We start from the raw sequence: 15748 nt of genomic DNA, 5'->3' as shown, positions 1-15748 counted from the left end.
CTGCCTTCACCGGTGGGAGAGTCGGTCGCCGCCAACCTTATTTCGTAACGCCCCCCGCCGCTTTCATCAGCCGCGGGGGGCGTTTTGCATGATACCACCTACCTAGCCACCGTTTAAGACTTCCTGCTACTAAGTAGTCGCACAAAAGTAAGCGCATAAAGTTTGGGTGCGTTATTTTTGCTCCGTGCTTGCTTCCCTTGTCCTGACCCCCGACGAAGTGACGACGCTCGACGTGTGCAGCCACCACGCCAAACACCCTCGCCACCGCCGCCGGGCCCAAGCCGTGCTGGGCCACCATCGGGGCCAAAGCTTGAACCAGTTGGCCGCCTTTTTCGCCGTCCGCTACGCCACGGTCCACGGCTGGTTTAAGGCTTGGCGCGAGCAGGGCCTGGTCCAGGTCGGTGTCGCTACTGACCAGATACAACATACCTTGGCTACCGTACTGGTTTGTAAAGACTTGTCTGGTTACGAGCACCGCTTCTCTAACGGCCCGCAAATAGACGCGCAAGGGCTGCGTATCGGCAAACACCAGCGACTGCACGGACTGGAAATGGCATTGGGCCCGCGCGGCCGCGCTCAGGGCGACGGTGCGGCTGCTTTCGAGGACGAAAACGAAATGATGGCCCAAGGCCCGCACCAGGGTCATGTTCTCGGCCGAGGCGTACCAGGAATCGACCAGCAGGTAGCGGTAGGCCACCTGCGGCTGGGGCCACCCCGGTAGGGCCACGCGCAGCAGTTGCTGCAGGTACTCGTTTTTGGTGAACGGACTCTGGTAGCTCGTTTTCTGGGTTGTGGGCAGGTAAACAGGCATCGTTTTGCGCACCAGCTCGACGGCGATGGGCAGGGCCAAATCGTCAGCCTGGTAGAGCAGGCTGACAAAATTCAGGCCCTTGACATACCGTTGCTGGCTATGGTCCCAATGGGTGCAAATCAGGCCGTTGGCGGCGGTGTGCGCCTTTTCCAGCACCGAATCGTCCACGATGAGCACGGCGAACTCGCCCCCGGCCGGTCGCCGGGCCTCGGCTTGGCGACCGGCCGGGGGCTTGGCCTGCCGCCAGACCTCGGCCGGGCCGTAGGTGCCCTGACTCAGCCAGCGCGTGACGTGGTCGTGGCTCAACGCCCCGTCCAGCAGCCGCGACAAGCCCGTGGCCGTCGTCGGGCCCGTCGAACTTAGCAAATAATTCGTGTACAGGTCCAGCGTGCAAACCATCATAAAGCTCCTAAACGAACAAACTAACCCAACGACTGCGTAACATCAGTTGGTAACTGATGTGAGCAACCATCTTCACGTATGTGGCCGCGACCAGCCGGTATTGCGGCAACTCATGATTGACCACCCGGGCTTGGGAGAGAAAATGGATGATGCGTCGAAATTGGCCAAAGCGAAGGTGATGTGGGCGACTCGTTTTGAGATAACCCGCCCCGTTGACGATGTGCTGGCCTGCTGGGTACCGGTGCTGTGCCTCGATGCTACAGCAGCTATTTGAATAGCTTTACTTGTTGCAAAATTGTTAGCTTAAGAATTGGGACGCAATGCAAAGTGGTAGGAAACTCAAATAGCTGCGCCTCGGCGATTAGCCCAATATTATTTGCTGTAAGGTGCGGAAAATGACTGCTTGGAAAAGAATGCGATTTGTCTGAAATAAGTAAGTGCAGTATGCCCTCATGAGGGCATTGTGGAAGTTGAGGTTTTATTTGCTGTTTATGAATCATTTATTTAATCAACTGCAAGCAATTGCCAGCGCATATTTGGAAATCAAGATAAAGTTCATTTGCTGGGCGTTGCTGCTGGTGGGGCTAACGTTTAATGGGCAAGCCCAAGTGCTGCTCCCACCCAGCGAAGTGGCACTGCTGCGCCCGGAAGCAGTGTTCGATGGCCAGGACCTGCATGCTGGTTGGGTGGTGCTTGTGGAAGGGGAAAAAATTACTGCCGTCGGGCCGGCTAGTCAGGTTACTCAGCCGCCGGGTGCCCGCACCTACGACTTACCGGGCCTCACGCTACTGCCAGGGCTCATTGAAGGCCATTCGCACCTTTTATTGCATCCTTACAACGAAACTTCCTGGAACGACCAAGTGCTGCTGGAGTCGCAGGCGTTGCGCGTGGCGCGGGCCACGGCGCACGCCACGCGCACGCTGCTGGCCGGCTTCACCACGGCCCGCGACCTCGGTACCGAAGGTGCCGGCTACGCCGACGTGGGCCTGAAGCAGGCTATCAGCCAGGGCATCATTCCCGGGCCGCGCCTGCTGGTGGCTACCCGCGCCCTGGTGGCCACCGGTAGTTACGGTCCCAAGCTTTCGGTGGATGCTGATGTGCCCCAGGGCGCGCAGGAAGCCGATGGCGTGGATGGCATCATCCGGGCGGTGCGCGAGCAGATAGGTAAGGGAGCCGACCTCATCAAAGTGTACGCTGATTACCGTTGGGGAGCCGATGGGTCGAGCCAGCCCACGTTCTCGCAGGACGAGCTAACGCTCATCGTGCAAACGGCGCGGTCGTCGGGGCGAGGTGTGGTGGCCCACGCTACCACGCCCGAGGGCATGCGGCGCGCCATCCTGGCCGGGGTCGAAACCATTGAGCACGGAGACAACGGCACTCCCGAAATTTTTGCGTTGATGAAGAAGCGCGGCGTGGCCTTATGCCCCACCGTAGCCGCTAACGACGCCATTTCGCGCTACCGGGGGTGGCAGCCGGGCCAAGTGCCACTGCCGCCTCGTCTTCAACAAAAGCACGAAAGCATGGCGGCTGCCCTCAAAGCCGGCGTGCCATTGGCAATGGGCGGCGATGTCGGGGTGTTTACCCATGGCGACAATGCCCGCGAAATGGAGCTGCTCGTGCGCGACTACGGGCTTACGCCGCTCCAGGTGCTGCGGCAGGCTACCAGTGGCAACGCGCAGATTTTCCACCTCGCCGACCGTGGCCGCATTCGCGCGGGCCTGCTGGCTGATTTGGTGGCCGTAGCCGGCGACCCTACCCAGGACGTGGCCGCCCTGCGCCAAGTGCGGCTGGTGATGAAAGGCGGCGTGCTGTATAAGCAGCCGTGAGGTTGGGCTTGAGAGTTATTCTCGCTTGCCTTTTAGCATAGTTTTCAGGGCAACCAACTCATCGCGCAGCTTGGCAGCTTGCAAGAAGTCGAGCTCCTTGGCGGCGGCCTCCATCTGCTTTTCGGTGGTTTTGATGAGCTTTTCCAGTTCGGTGCGATTCATCATGGCTACCACGGGCTCAGCGGCTAATGCCAGGGCGCTGCCATTGTCGTCGGGGCCGGCATAGGCCTGATTGTCCAGCACGCGGTAATCGGAGAGCGCAGTTTGGCCCATAATTTCGGCGTGGCTCTTGCGCACGGTGCGCGGGGTGATGCCATGCTCTTCGTTGTAGGCGGCTTGGGTGGCGCGGCGGCGGTTCGTTTCGTCGATAGCGCGCTGCATGGAACCAGTCATGCGGTCGGCGTACATAATCACCTTGCCGCGGTCGTTGCGGGCCGCCCGGCCCATTGTCTGAATCAGGCTGCGCTGGTCGCGCAGGAAGCCTTCTTTATCGGCATCCAGAATAGCTACGAGGCTTACTTCAGGTAAGTCAAGGCCTTCGCGCAGCAGGTTCACACCAATCAGCACGTCGATTTCGCCCAGGCGCAGCTTACGCAGAATTTCTACCCGGTCCAGCGTCTTCACGTCGGAGTGCACGTATTCGACCTTGATGCCGAGGCGGTCCATGTATTTGCTCAACTCCTCGGCCATGCGCTTGGTGAGGGTGGTCACCAGCACGCGGTCACCCATTTTCACGCGCTCGTCCACTTCATCCAGCAGGTCGTCAATCTGATTTACGCTGGGGCGAATGTCGATTTCGGGGTCTAGCAGGCCGGTGGGGCGAATAACCTGCTCCACCACCACGCCACCGGCCTGGGTCAACTCGTAGTCGGAGGGCGTGGCCGAGACATAAACTACCTGCGGGAACATGCTCTCGAATTCGTTGAAAGTCAATGGCCGGTTATCTAAAGCGGAAGGCAGACGAAAACCGTACTCAATCAGGGCCGTTTTACGACTGCGGTCGCCGCCCCACATGGCCCGGATTTGGGGCATGGTGGCGTGGCTTTCATCGACTACCAGCAAGTAGTCGTCGGGGAAATAATCGAGCAGGCAGAAAGGCCGCGAGCCCGGTGTGCGGCCATCGAAATAGCGCGAGTAGTTCTCGATGCCCGAGCAGTAGCCCAATTCCCGAATCATCTCCAGGTCAAATTCGGTGCGCTCCATGATGCGCTTGGCTTCAGAGTCGCGGCCTTCTTTCTCGAAGTAAGCGTGCTGGAGCACCATGTCGTCCTGAATCTGCTTGATGGCCGAGTTCAGGGTTTCCTTGCCAGTCACGAACAAGTTGGCGGGGTACAGGGCCACGCCGTTGGCCTCATCGCTGAGCTTTTTGCCGCTGATGGGGTCAATCTTGTGGACGGACTCAATCTCATCACCAAAAAAGTAGATACGAATGGCATAGTCGGCATAAGCCGGAAATACGTCCACCGTGTCGCCCTTCACGCGGAACGAGCCGCGGGTAAACTCCACCTCGGTGCGGGAGTACAGAATCTGTACGAACTGATAGAGCAGGTTATTGCGCGTGTAGCGCATGCCCGGCTTCAGAAAGATGACGTTTTTGGCGAATTCCTCGGGGTTGCCGATGCCGTAGATGCACGATACCGAGGCGATGACAATGACATCGCGCCGCCCGCTGAGCAGGGTAGAGGTGGTGTGCAGCCGCAGTTTCTCGATTTCCTGGTTGATGGCCAGGTCTTTTTCGATAAAAACGTCGGTGCTGGCGATGTACGCTTCCGGCTGGTAGTAGTCGTAGTAGCTGATATAGTACTCGACCGCGTTGTTCGGAAAAAATGCCTTGAACTCACCGTAGAGCTGGGCCGCGAGCGTCTTGTTGTGGCAAAGCACTAGGGCCGGCTTGCCGGTTTGGGCAATGACGTTGGCCATGGTAAAGGTTTTGCCCGTGCCGGTAGCCCCGAGCAGCACCTGGGCATGGTCGCCGTTGTTCACGCCCTCCACGAGCTTGGCAATGGCCGTGGGCTGGTCGCCGGTCGGCTTGAATTCAGACGTCAGTAGGTACTCCATGCAACGGGAAAGGTTAGCTGCGCTGACTTGCAGTTGGCCGCAAAGGTCAGCCTACCTCAACCAAGAATGAGCCTGTTGGGTTTCGTCGGAAATGAAAAGCTCCGGTACTACCGCCCGAACTCAATGGCGGCTTCTACCCCAATGGTATAAGGGTGGCTCTGGGCCAGGTAGCTCTGCGCCGGGTGGGCATTCAGCGAAACCAAGCCGAGGTCGACCACGGGCCCGGCCGAAAGGGCCCACTTGCCAGTGCCGGCGCGAAACTGCGCCCCGGCCCCGCCGCGCACGCTGGCCAGAACCCGGCGGTAGGGCGTACCAGCCGCAACAATAGAGTAAGTGCGGGTGGCTTCCGAATTGCCTGTTACCTCGCTGCGCACGCCGAGCAGGGCACTTACCACCCCGCCAAGGCGACCGTAAAGGCTCCACCCGTGCTTCACAGGGTTGCTATAGCGCAATTCTGCTGGCACACTGGCCAGGCGGTAGCGGAAATTGGTGGTTTGCAGGGGGCGCGCAGACTGGCCCAGGTCGAACAGCTGCTCGCCAACGAAGGACGAGGCCGACGCCGACTTGGCCGTGGCCTGACTGAGTTCGATGCCCGTGCTCAACGACCAATGGCCTTTGAGGTGGCGCGTGGCCAGCACAGCCAAACGCTGGCTGAGACCGGGCCGTAGATTGTTGCGGTACTCGGTAGCGGCGCTTTCAGTCAGGGACGGGGAGTTGGCCCCAAAGGCCGCGCTGCGGTCGTAATCATTCGCCGGCTCGATGCCAGTGCGCGAGAAGTTTATGTTGGGATTGAACACGCCAGCCATGTAGCTGGTGCTGTAGTGCCAGCGGTGCGCGTCAATCGCGGCGGCTGCTTCGGTGGGCACCGGTTCCGAAACCAGTCCGGTTGGTAATAGCTCGGCATCAGCCAAGGCCAAAGAAGTAGCCCGCGCCGCAAGAGCGCCGACTGGCTCTACAGCCAGAGCCGAAGTGGTAGGAGCTGCTGCTGCTGCTGCTAATGTGGGCGCGGTAGCTGCCAAGCCGGTCGTGGCGCTGCTGCCAACAACGCCGCCCGTAGCAACTGAAGTAGCCACCGAACCAGAAGTAGCCGAAGCAGCGGCTACGGCAGTCAGTTGCTCGCGGTGTCCCAAGGCTTCGCCCGAAGAATCCGAATTAGGAGTCGAAGCGACTTGCGTAGCGCGGCTGGTAATACTTAAACCGGATGCTGTCGCAGCAGCAGCAGTCACTGGGGCTGTTTGGAAACGACGGCTGCCACCGTAGCGAGCCGCTGGAGAATACCGGCCTTCGAGGTTTTGCGGGGCTGGCACCGGTCCGAATCCGGTTGTGCGGCCATCGGTGTTCGCTGCTATTTTGGTAGCTGCAACCGCGTTTGCGCCTGGCATACGGCTGGTAGCAGCCCCTTGGTGGCCCGTGGCCGCGTTGGTAGCCACTGCGGCAGCATTGGCGGAGTTGGTTGCGCCAGTTGTGCGGCGGCCTGCGCCAGCTGGGGCGGTAGCGGCGTCGTCCGCGCCCGTGCGTGTAGCGGCTGGGCTAGCCACTCCCGCTACGCCATTGCTGGTCAGCAGTGCGTCGCGGCCCACCCACCAGCCCGTGCCGGCCAGTGAGGCCAGCAACAAGCTGGCCGCGGCCACCCAGCGCGTGGCCGCGAGGCGCCGCCGGTAGGTTTCGTTCTGCCGGATGAGCAGGGAATTATCAATCTGGTCCCACAGCATGGGTCGAGGGGGCACAGCGGCCTCCTCGCCCAAGTGGTGGCGGAATAATTCCTCCAGGTTACCGGTGGGTTTAGGCGTAGCGTTCTGGTCGATAGGATTAGTTGACATGTCGGGTTGGGGCACCGAGGCGCTCCAGTTTAGTTTGGAGGATAACGCGAGCCCGGGAATATTGGGACTTGCTCGTGCCTTCCGTAATGCTTAATAATTCACCAATTTCTTTGTGCGTGTAGCCTTCAATGGCGTAGAGGTTGAAGACCATGCGGTAGCGGGGGGCGAGCTCCTGCACCATGTTCAGAAGCTCCTGGAAGTTATAGTTGCTGAGAGTAAGTTCCTCGCTGGCCAGCGTTTCGGGGTATTCGCCGTCGCTCACTGCCACCAGCGAGGCATTGCGGCGGTGCTGGCGCAGGGCCGCGTTAATCATGATACGGCGAATCCAGAATTCCAGCGGGCACTCGCGGCGGAAGCTGCCCAGCGTGCGAAATACCGTGAGAAAGCCTTCCTGCAGCACATCCTCAGCCTCAAACGTGGTTTGGGCGTAGCGTAGGCATACGGCCATCATCTTGCCGGCGTATTTGTCGTAGAGCAGCTTCTGGGCGAGCTGGCGGCCGCGCAGGCAGCCGTCAATCAGCTCGGCTTCGGTGGGCGGGCTGGCCACGGCTGAGCTACGGCTGGCCGTGAGGCGCGGAGCGGCGGCGGGCTGGTTGGGCAGCACATCGCCGGCCCCGAATGCAAACCACGTAGCGGCACTCATGCCTGCTGCCGGGTACCCGCGCCGGCCAGGGAAGAAAGAATAGTGAAGGTCATTTTCTGCAGTATTAGAAAGGTAATTCGATTGGGTAAAAACCGGCCTGTGGCGGGCCTGCTGCATGTGGATGCCAAGCGTGACCAAAAGGTTGCAACCCGATTTTGCCAATGCGTACATTTCTGAAAATCCGGTACCGAAACCGACACTGTTTCAGGGCTACAACTGACTGTGCGCCCGAATTATAGCAATTCTCAATTTGGTGTACAGTGGTTGGGTGACGACGGGACGCAATAGCTTGCGTCCCGTCGTCGAACAGCCGGACCTGCGCCAGCTAAACAACGAAGCTGTTTAGTGATTTGTCAGTCGGTCATGCCGAGCGCAGCCGAGGCATCTCGCTCGGGCCACCCGGACCGTCCAACGAGGCGAGCGAGATGCCTCGGTCCCTGGCTTGATGCGCCACATGCTCGGCATGACGGTCACTTAGTTCTTTGAATTCCTAAACAGCTTCAACGTCAGCAACGACGAGGCGCAAAATGCTGCGCCTCCACCGCGTACACCAATCCGAGAGCCGCTGTAACTCCGCGAAAGCATCGCGGTAGGTCTCGCCAGTGCCGTGCCTTAGGCGCGGCCGTTCCAGATGTCCCAGGCAGCTTCGGCTTGCAGCTGCAGCATTTCGAACCCGTTTTTGGTTTGGGCCCCGGCAGTCTGGCCGCGCTGCATAAACAGCGTTTCGCTGGGGTTATACACCAGGTCGTACAGGTAGTGGTGTGCGCTGAGGGCCTCGTAGGGCAGCTGGGGGCACTGGTCGGTGAGCGGATGGGTGCCCAGTGGCGTAGCGTTGATAATGAGCTGGTGCCCGGCAATGAGCTGCGGCGTCAGCTCATCATACGTGAGGCCCCAGCCCATGGGGTCGCGCGACACCGTCCAGTGCGCGATGCCCAGGTCGTTGAGCGCCACCACCACGGCTTTGGCTGCGCCGCCGTTGCCCAGCACCAAGGCGCGGCTGCCGGGCCCGGCCGGGAAAAAACGCCGCAACGATTCCCGAAAACCCACCACGTCGGTGTTGTGGCCCAGTAGGGAGCCATCGGGCCGCCGCTCAATCACGTTTACGGCCCCCACACGGCTGGCTGAAGGGGCCAGCTCGTCGAGGTAAATGGTTACGCTTTCCTTGTATGGCACGGTCACGTTCAGGCCCACCAATTGGGGGTGGGCCGCCAGCAGAGCCGGCAGCTCGTTGATGCTGGCCAGCTCAAATAACTCGTAAGCATGCTCAGTCAGGCCCAGCGAATCAAATTTTTGGGTGAAATAAGTTTGTGAAAACGAGTGGCTGAGCGTGCGGCCAATAAGCCCGAACTGGTGCATATAAAAAGGGGCAAAGGTGAGCAAACGAAACACTGCAAACGGAAAAACGTCCTGCTGAGCGAAGTGTAAGCAGCTGCCCCGCGTGAGTAATCAACTTACTTCGACGGTAAAGGTGCTTCGACTCCGCTCAACAGGACGTTCAGGATAAGGCGACTGCTGCTGCCAAACCGTTAGGCCACGGCCTTGTTGCCGGCCAGCTTGCTTTTCAGGAAAGACCAGAGCGGCGGCAGCACCGATAGCAGGATGATGGCGTAAATCACCAGCGTGAAGTTCTTCTGCACCCACGCTATGTTGCCGAAGAAGTACCCGCCCAGGGTGAGCGAAATCACCCACAGGGCGGCCCCGGCCACGCTATAGGTAGCAAAGTAGCGGTAGGTCATGGTGCCCACACCGGCCACAAACGGCGCAAACGTGCGCACAATGGGCACGAAGCGCGCCATGATGATGGTTTTGCCGCCGTGCTTGGCGTAGAACTCCTGCGTCTGGTCGAGGTACTTGCGATTCAGAAACTTGTAGTTCTCGCGGAACACCCTTGGCCCCAGGTAGTCGCCCACCACGTAGTTGAGGTTGTCGCCGATGAAGGCGGCGGCCATCAGCAACGGAATCAGGATGCCCACATTGAGCAGGGGCTGGCCTGTGGTGGGGTTGGGCTGGGCCGCCAGCGTACCGGCCACAAACAGCAGCGAGTCGCCGGGCAGAAAAGGAAAAACGATAACCCCGGTTTCGGTGAAGATGATGAGAAACAGGATGACGTAGATGAGGTTGCCGTACTCCAGCACGAGGAGCTTGAGGTGCACGTCGAGGTGCAGGATAATGTCGAGAAAATGCTTGAGTAGTTCCATGCCAGGGCTAAGTGAGCCACAAAGAAAACCGTCTGCCGCCGAACGGCGCCAATTCTGCCCCAGGAGGCACGTAATACCTTAGGCCATTGGGCGTGCCATCGTAGCATTGCGGCCCATTTGATGGTAGTGGAGCAAAAGACCGATTAAAAATAACTTTTTACCTGCCACGACAATAGTTGAAAATACCGGTCGGGTCAGCCTACAGCCTAGGTTTATGGCAGTTGGCGGGCTGCTGGTGGGGCCGCGAGGCCGAAAATCTGGCATGACCTGTGATGAGGGCTCGCCGCTGGCTGGTAGCCTTCGGTCCGGCTCTTTTCCATTGCCGTTTCACTATAACTATTGTTATGTCTTTGCGGTCTAATCCCGGCAGCGGTTCTGCCGTTGCGAGACATCAAAAATAAGTATTCAGATGATTGTTTATCAAGGAGGTGACTGGTGGCGGGCCTTGCGGCACTTTCATGCTTCCGCCGTTATTCGTTTGCTGCTGAAGCGTGTGGCGCTGGTGGGGCTTTATGGCTCGGCCATTGCCGTCGTCAGCCTCGATTTTCATACCCTCAACGTGCGCATCGGGCGCGAATACCTGTCCATTCTGGGTATTCTGCTCAGCTTGCTGCTGGTGTTCCGTACCAACACCGCCTACGACCGGTACTACGAAGGCCGCGGCGTGTGGGGCCAGCTCGTGTCGCACTGCCGGGGCCTGGCCATGGAAATGAATGCCCTGCTGCCGCGCGAAGCCAAATCGAGCCGCCGCTACTTCGCCGCCCTCATCTCCAACTTCCCCATTGCCCTGGAGGGCAGCCTGCGCAACAAAGTGCGTTTTGATAAGATGGAGGCCACCCCCGACATCATCGAGCGCCTGCAAAAGGCGGAGAGCGTGTGCTCCACCATCATCGCCGTGCTCATGGAAAGCGTGGAGCAGCTGCGCCAGGTCCAGATTTTCGACCCCATTCACCTCATCAACATCAAGCAGCACTACCTGGGCATGATGACCGTGAACGGCACCTGCGAGCGCATCAAGTCCACGCCAATTCCTTATTCCTACAGTTTTTTCATCAAGTGCTACATCACCATCTTTATCATGGTCATGCCGCTGGTCCTCGTCGACTCCTGCGGCTGGTGGATGGTGCCCATCACCATGATTGGGGCCTACGCCATGCTGGGGCTGGAGATGATTGGTAATGAGATTGAAAACCCGTTTGGCTACGACAGCAACGATTTGCCCATTACCCAGCTGTCCAATAAAATCCGGGTGAGCGTGCATGACTTGCTGGGCGTGGAACTACCTGCCGAGAAAAAAGCTTTGGCATCCGTGCCCTATAGCGTCGTGCACTAGGTCAGCTAATTAAAACCTTTAATAATGCAATTACATTTTTCTGTTGAATTCGTTCTCTACACATAAAAAGTGCCTTATTAGGACGCAGCGACCATTTTTTTAAATTATCCCTGAACTCTTAGACCTTTTTTTTTACCTTTGCGTATATGCGCCTCGTCATGATACGCGAGTTACTGCGTTATTTTCCCTAATTCATCCAATTCCCAATTCCATGCAAACATTAACCTTTACTCAGAAGCTGTTGCGACAGCGCCGCTTCCTAAGTTCTCTTATTCCGCTATTGGCTTTGTTTGTTGGGCTGGGTGCACAAGTGCAAGCCCAGACCATCAGCAACACGAGCTTTTTCATAGACAATACGCCTGGTAATGTTAATACCACCTACGGTGGCAGTTCTGCTGTAACGCCAAATTTTAGCGGCGCGAACTTTGGCAGTTTTGACATAAATGCCCCTGGTGACTTGTTATTTAATGGCGGTGAGTTGACATTTACCAGCACGATTGCACCAACTAGTGCCCAATTCAATTTTGAGATATTCACCGCAAGCACGGGTGCTTCTGCTAGCCCCAGGCAATCTGTTTTGTTGGGTGCGCCAACTGTAAATGGCAATATTTACACTTACAGCTTGAGCAATGCTCAACGTAGTCTGATAGCCTTGGTTCCAAGCGTGGTGGCCACTAGCGCGGTCACTTACGAGATAGACGCAAACTTTACCGTGGCTTATGGTACTCGTACTAATGCAACCAGCACCTCAGATTTGGGCCGGACTGCATTTTTTGCGGTTAGCGGTGTCCGTCCTGCCCCTACCGGCTTCGTATCTACCCAAGTTCTTCTGGACATCGATGGTGTTGACCCAAAAACCACCAATACTACCTATGATGCTAGCGCGCAAACCGCAGCTCCTGACTTCCAAGGTGCTAGTTTCGGTACGTTTGACATCAACAACGGCCAGTTGTTCTTGAACGGAGGTATCGCCAATACTTTTGAAAGCGGTGGTGACCGCGTAGCTGGTGTTCGTTTGTTCTACCGCATTTATAAAAGTGGAGCCTTGGTCCCCGGTGCCTTTACCAACGTTGCACTGCAAGGTGGTGGAACGGCTACTAACGGTAACCGCACATTCACGTTGAATACCGCTCAAGTTAATCTGATTACCGGGCTGGCAAACTCGGGCACCGGACCTTACATCGTTGAAACTTACTTCGAGTCCGATGTAGCCCGTGCAGACGGCACTTTCATCATCCAGCGCGATGACAACGGCGGCCTGTTCTTTCGCGCCAATTTCAGTACGAGCGGAACTCCAATCGTGACTATTACTTGGACGGGTGGCATTGATGATGACTGGTTCACCGCTGGCAACTGGGACTTAAACCGAATACCCACTGCCATAACCAACGTTGTTATTCCTGATTTTGGCCCTTCGATAGCCACCCCTTATCCAAATATCAACAGCGACATCAGCTACACGACCTCATTGGGTACGGTTAAAAATAATGTTGGCTCTGGTCCGGCACTTGCCCGTAACTTGTCTTTGAACGGTGGTTCGCAGGCATTGCGCTCGATTCTGCGTGTTATTGTAGGTCGTCTCAAAGTGTATGGTGATTTCAGCAACCAATTCGATAGCTTCATCATGCGTGACAACACCACGCTTGAATTTGCTGGCGGCAATCAGGAAGTTAGTGGTGGTTCGGGTTTCGCTAAGATTGTGATTTCGGGTGGTGGCATTAAGAATCTGGCCGGCTCCATGTTCGTAACCGAAAGTTTTGAGTTCGACGATGTTAATGGTGGAGGCGTCTTGACCACAGATATATCGAAGCCCACCAGCTCTTTCGTTGATTTGGCGGACAGAGCTTCAAACAACAACAACGAAGGTGCTCAACTTATCGGTGAGTCCAACGCTTCTTACATCCGAGGCTTCATTAAGACGAACCGCGCTAACGTGTTGGCTAACGAGGCCACGGCCCGCACCTTCGGTAACGTTGGTATGAGCTTGTTGTTCACCGGCGCAAACAACCCCGGCGACGTACTGGTAACCCGCAACACGGCTGAGAACTATACCCCACTGGGCAACAAATTCAGTATCCGCCGCATTTTCGGCGTGCGTCCTAGCGCTCCTAACACTAACAGCGGTGGTCTGCGTGCTACCATGAACTTCCGTTACCTAGATAACGAAACGATGAATTTGGGCACAAACGGCACGGGTTCCATTCCTGAGCCCAACCTTATCATCTTTGTGTCAACTAACTCGGGTGGCACATTTGGCATAGTAGGTCGTGATGGCCCGGTTGATGTGGTGAACAACATCGTTACCAAATCCGGGGTTCGCACCTTCGCTACCTTCACCCTCGGCGACAGCGAGAACCCACTGCCCGTGCGCCTCACGGCATTCGATGCCAAGCGCGTAGGTACCGATGCTTTGGTGACTTGGGAAACGGCTTCGGAGCAGAACAGCAAAGGTTATGACGTGCAGGTTTCGACCAACGGCAAGGAGTTCCGCACGCTGGCTTCGGTAGCAAGCGCTACTCCCAACTCGACCGGTAACACGCAGTATCGCTTCATCGATACTGAGCAGAACAAGACAGGTGCTCGTTACTACCGTCTACGCCAAGTTGACCTGGACGGCAAAGAGACGTTCTTCGCTCCGGTAGTTGTTAGTTTCACTGGCAAAGCCACCGAAACTGCTCTCGTTGCTTACCCGAATCCTCTCAATGGCAATGAGCAGCTGCACCTGACTTTCCAGTCGGCTAATGCTGGCAAAGGTCAAATCAGCATCACAGACATGACCGGTCGCATGGTTCGTCAGCAGCCGATTGACGTCACCACCGGTACTTCCGACCTGACGGTTGAAAAGCTTGGTGACCTGAAAATGGGCATGTACCTTGTGCGTCTGACCCTGCCTTCGGGCCAGGTTCAAAACCTGAAAGTGGTGAAGCAATAAGTTAGCCTCACCCGCAACAAAAAACGCCGGTTTCCGCAAGGAGGCCGGCGTTTTTTGTGGAGTTGGTTTGATGAAATGGTCGTATAAGTCCTTTTACGCTAAGAAGCTGTCTAGTAATTTTTCAGTCGGTCATGCCGAGCATGTGGCGCATCAAGCCAGGGACCGAGGCATCTTGCTCGAGCCTTCCGGGCCGTCCAACGAGGCGAGCTAGATGCCTCGGTTGCGCTCGGCATGACGGTCACTCAGTCTTTTTGACGTTCTGCTTATGTCTGTCTCGTACGATAGCCTAGCCGCGCGGCATAGACGTGCCGGGCTTGCTCGTCTTAGCGGCCGGGTGGAACATCGGGTCCACCGCATCCATGTCGAGGAAGTGTGAGAACGTATCGCCACGCAGGCCCAGCCGGATGGTTTCGAGGCTCACCACCTCGTTGGGTGCGATGTTGCCTAAGTTGACGTTGGCCCCGAGCAGCTTGATGAACCACACTTGCTGGGCTTTCTGCGGGGCTTCCCACAGAATTTTCTCCGAGGGAATTTTGGTCAGAATTTCCTCTACCAAACCCGAGCGTACCTCGCCGGTGCTACGGAAGAGGCCCACGTTGCCCCCCTCGCGGGCTTCCCCGATAACCTTGATGGCCCCGGCGGCCAGCTCCGCTTCCATTTGGGCAATCCATTTGTAGGGCGGGATGATTTTCTCGGCATCCTTCGAGCCAACTTCGCTCAGCACGCGCACGTCCTTGCTCAGCTCGCGAATGTATTCGCACTTGCGGTCGTGGTTGAGGTCAATGCTGCCGTCCGATACTTCGGCGTACTCCATGCCGTAAGTGTCGAGCAGGCGGCGATAGTCGTCGAACTGGTTGCGGATGATGAAGGCCTCGAACAGCGTGCCACCGAAATACACCGGGATGTTGGCCTCGCGGTAAATCTCCAGCTTGCGCTTCAGGTTGGGCACCACGTAGGAAGTGGCCCAGCCGAGTTTTACAATGTCGGTGTACGGACTGGCCACTTCCAGGAAGTCTTCTACTTCGCGCAGGCTCATGCCTTTGTCCATCATCATGGTATAGCCTTGCTCACGGGGCTTGGGGGTGCGCTCAGGGAGTTGGGAGAGGTCGTAATTCATAGGGTGAAATGCTGGTTTTTTAAGGTACTGAGGTGCTGAGGTGGTTTTGTGGGTCGGAGCGGCTCACAAAAAAACCGCCTGTGCATGCACAGGCGGTTACAAAAGTAGCGCAGCCGTTATTGGTAGTACTTATACTTGTCACGAAGTAGTGGTCTGACAACTTAGTTTTGCGTTGTTACTTTGGTCAGGTCGGCGTACCTGTTTTTCAAGGTGTCGCGGGCCTTCTCGGTGGTGAAGGACCAGTTCACTTTGGTCGCGGCGGCGTTTCGGTGGGCTTGCCAAATCAGGGCCTCTTCTTCGAGTTGGTGCGCGCTGCCAATGCGTCGGTCCAGGCACTGCCGGGAAAGGGCGGAGAATTCAATTTCCGCCATGTTGAGCCAGGACCCGTGTTTGGGGGTGAAGTGAAAGTCAAGTTGGTGGCGCAGCTGTCGGGCTCTTTCAACGGGCAGGTGCTCGTAAAAAGCGCCGTAGGTGTGGGTGCTGTAATTGTCCTGCACGAGCTGGATGGTGGGCACGTCCGGATAATGGGTGGCGACCACCCGGTCCATGAACCGGGCGTAATCCGCCTTGGTTTTGGTGGCCGTGACCTGCAGATGGCGCTGACCGGT

11 protein-coding genes and 2 pseudogenes are annotated in these 15748 nt (G+C 57.4%); 5 read left to right on the top strand and 8 right to left on the bottom strand.

Features of this window, described 5'->3' with window-relative positions; all coding sequences use genetic code 11:
• Positions 1–166: 166 nt before the first annotated feature.
• A pseudogene (locus IEW17_RS21630) lies at positions 167–334 on the top strand (hypothetical protein); the annotation flags it as partial.
• Positions 335–379: 45 nt separating this feature from the next.
• On the opposite strand, the pseudogene IEW17_RS19655 reads toward IEW17_RS21630, so the two are convergent.
• Positions 380–1213, bottom strand: a pseudogene (locus IEW17_RS19655) (transposase); the annotation flags it as partial.
• Between the two features lie 58 nt (positions 1214–1271).
• Between IEW17_RS19655 and IEW17_RS19650 the strand changes: the two are divergent.
• Together IEW17_RS19650 and IEW17_RS19645 are read left to right on the top strand one after the other, a co-directional pair.
• A complete protein-coding gene (locus IEW17_RS19650) occupies positions 1272–1487 on the top strand; it encodes a hypothetical protein (protein WP_188563765.1) in 216 nt (71 codons plus the stop codon).
• A 217-nt stretch (positions 1488–1704) separates the two neighbouring features.
• Positions 1705–3039, top strand: a complete 1335-nt coding sequence (locus tag IEW17_RS19645) for a metal-dependent hydrolase family protein (RefSeq protein ID WP_188563764.1) — start codon at positions 1705–1707, stop codon at positions 3037–3039.
• 15 nt (positions 3040–3054) lie between these two features.
• Here IEW17_RS19645 and uvrB read toward each other — a convergent pair whose 3' ends face one another.
• The 5 genes from uvrB to IEW17_RS19620 form a co-directional block, all read right to left on the bottom strand.
• Positions 3055–5097, bottom strand: coding sequence for an excinuclease ABC subunit UvrB (gene uvrB / locus IEW17_RS19640; protein ID WP_188563763.1), 2043 nt, complete (start codon positions 5095–5097; stop codon positions 3055–3057).
• Between the two features lie 107 nt (positions 5098–5204).
• Positions 5205–6917 carry a hypothetical protein gene (locus IEW17_RS19635; protein ID WP_188563762.1) on the bottom strand — a complete coding sequence of 571 codons (1713 nt, stop codon included), beginning with the start codon at positions 6915–6917 and terminating at the stop codon, positions 5205–5207.
• Positions 6907–7560 (bottom strand): RNA polymerase sigma factor, encoded by a 654-nt coding sequence (locus IEW17_RS19630; RefSeq protein ID WP_188563761.1) that lies wholly within the window; start codon positions 7558–7560, stop codon positions 6907–6909. Before IEW17_RS19630 ends, IEW17_RS19635 begins: the two co-directional genes overlap by 11 nt.
• Before the next feature lie 612 nt (positions 7561–8172).
• Complete coding sequence (locus IEW17_RS19625; RefSeq protein ID WP_188563767.1) at positions 8173–8916, bottom strand: shikimate dehydrogenase family protein; 744 nt, start codon at positions 8914–8916, stop codon at positions 8173–8175.
• A 170-nt stretch (positions 8917–9086) separates the two neighbouring features.
• Entirely contained in the window at positions 9087–9758 is a 672-nt protein-coding gene (locus IEW17_RS19620) for a DedA family protein (RefSeq protein WP_188563760.1), read from the bottom strand.
• A gap of 409 nt (positions 9759–10167) precedes the next feature.
• Here IEW17_RS19620 and IEW17_RS19615 point away from each other — a divergent pair, with 409 nt between their 5' ends.
• The gene (locus tag IEW17_RS19615) at positions 10168–11091 is read left to right on the top strand and encodes a bestrophin family protein (protein ID WP_188563759.1); all 924 of its coding nucleotides are present in this window, start codon (positions 10168–10170) and stop codon (positions 11089–11091) included.
• Positions 11092–11302: 211 nt separating this feature from the next.
• Positions 11303–14023, top strand: coding sequence for a T9SS type A sorting domain-containing protein (locus IEW17_RS19610; RefSeq protein ID WP_188563758.1), 2721 nt, complete (start codon positions 11303–11305; stop codon positions 14021–14023).
• 286 nt (positions 14024–14309) lie between these two features.
• Here the strand turns inward: IEW17_RS19610 and IEW17_RS19605 are convergent, their stop codons facing one another.
• Both IEW17_RS19605 and IEW17_RS19600 read right to left on the bottom strand, forming a co-directional pair.
• The gene (locus IEW17_RS19605) at positions 14310–15140 is read right to left on the bottom strand and encodes a phosphosulfolactate synthase (RefSeq protein ID WP_188563757.1); all 831 of its coding nucleotides are present in this window, start codon (positions 15138–15140) and stop codon (positions 14310–14312) included.
• A 161-nt stretch (positions 15141–15301) separates the two neighbouring features.
• The coding region (locus tag IEW17_RS19600; RefSeq protein WP_188563756.1) for a transposase at positions 15302–15748 on the bottom strand (447 nt) is incomplete at its 5' end.

The organism is Hymenobacter frigidus (genome assembly GCF_014640435.1).
GTDB lineage: Bacteria > Bacteroidota > Bacteroidia > Cytophagales > Hymenobacteraceae > Hymenobacter > Hymenobacter frigidus.
Note: the sequence above shows the minus strand (reverse complement) of the source record. Positions and strands in the feature narration are given on the sequence as shown.

What these genes read in the sequence shown, in the direction of transcription:
- IEW17_RS19645 (WP_188563764.1), top strand. Translation starts at nt 1,705, where the DNA reads ATGAATCATTTATTTAATCAACTGCAAGCAATTGCCAGCGCATATTTG.
- uvrB (WP_188563763.1), bottom strand. Translation starts at nt 5,097, where the DNA reads ATGGAGTACCTACTGACGTCTGAATTCAAGCCGACCGGCGACCAGCCC.
- IEW17_RS19635 (WP_188563762.1), bottom strand. Translation starts at nt 6,917, where the DNA reads ATGTCAACTAATCCTATCGACCAGAACGCTACGCCTAAACCCACCGGT.
- IEW17_RS19630 (WP_188563761.1), bottom strand. Translation starts at nt 7,560, where the DNA reads ATGAGTGCCGCTACGTGGTTTGCATTCGGGGCCGGCGATGTGCTGCCC.
- IEW17_RS19625 (WP_188563767.1), bottom strand. Translation starts at nt 8,916, where the DNA reads ATGCACCAGTTCGGGCTTATTGGCCGCACGCTCAGCCACTCGTTTTCA.
- IEW17_RS19620 (WP_188563760.1), bottom strand. Translation starts at nt 9,758, where the DNA reads ATGGAACTACTCAAGCATTTTCTCGACATTATCCTGCACCTCGACGTG.
- IEW17_RS19615 (WP_188563759.1), top strand. Translation starts at nt 10,168, where the DNA reads ATGATTGTTTATCAAGGAGGTGACTGGTGGCGGGCCTTGCGGCACTTT.
- IEW17_RS19610 (WP_188563758.1), top strand. Translation starts at nt 11,303, where the DNA reads ATGCAAACATTAACCTTTACTCAGAAGCTGTTGCGACAGCGCCGCTTC.
- IEW17_RS19605 (WP_188563757.1), bottom strand. Translation starts at nt 15,140, where the DNA reads ATGAATTACGACCTCTCCCAACTCCCTGAGCGCACCCCCAAGCCCCGT.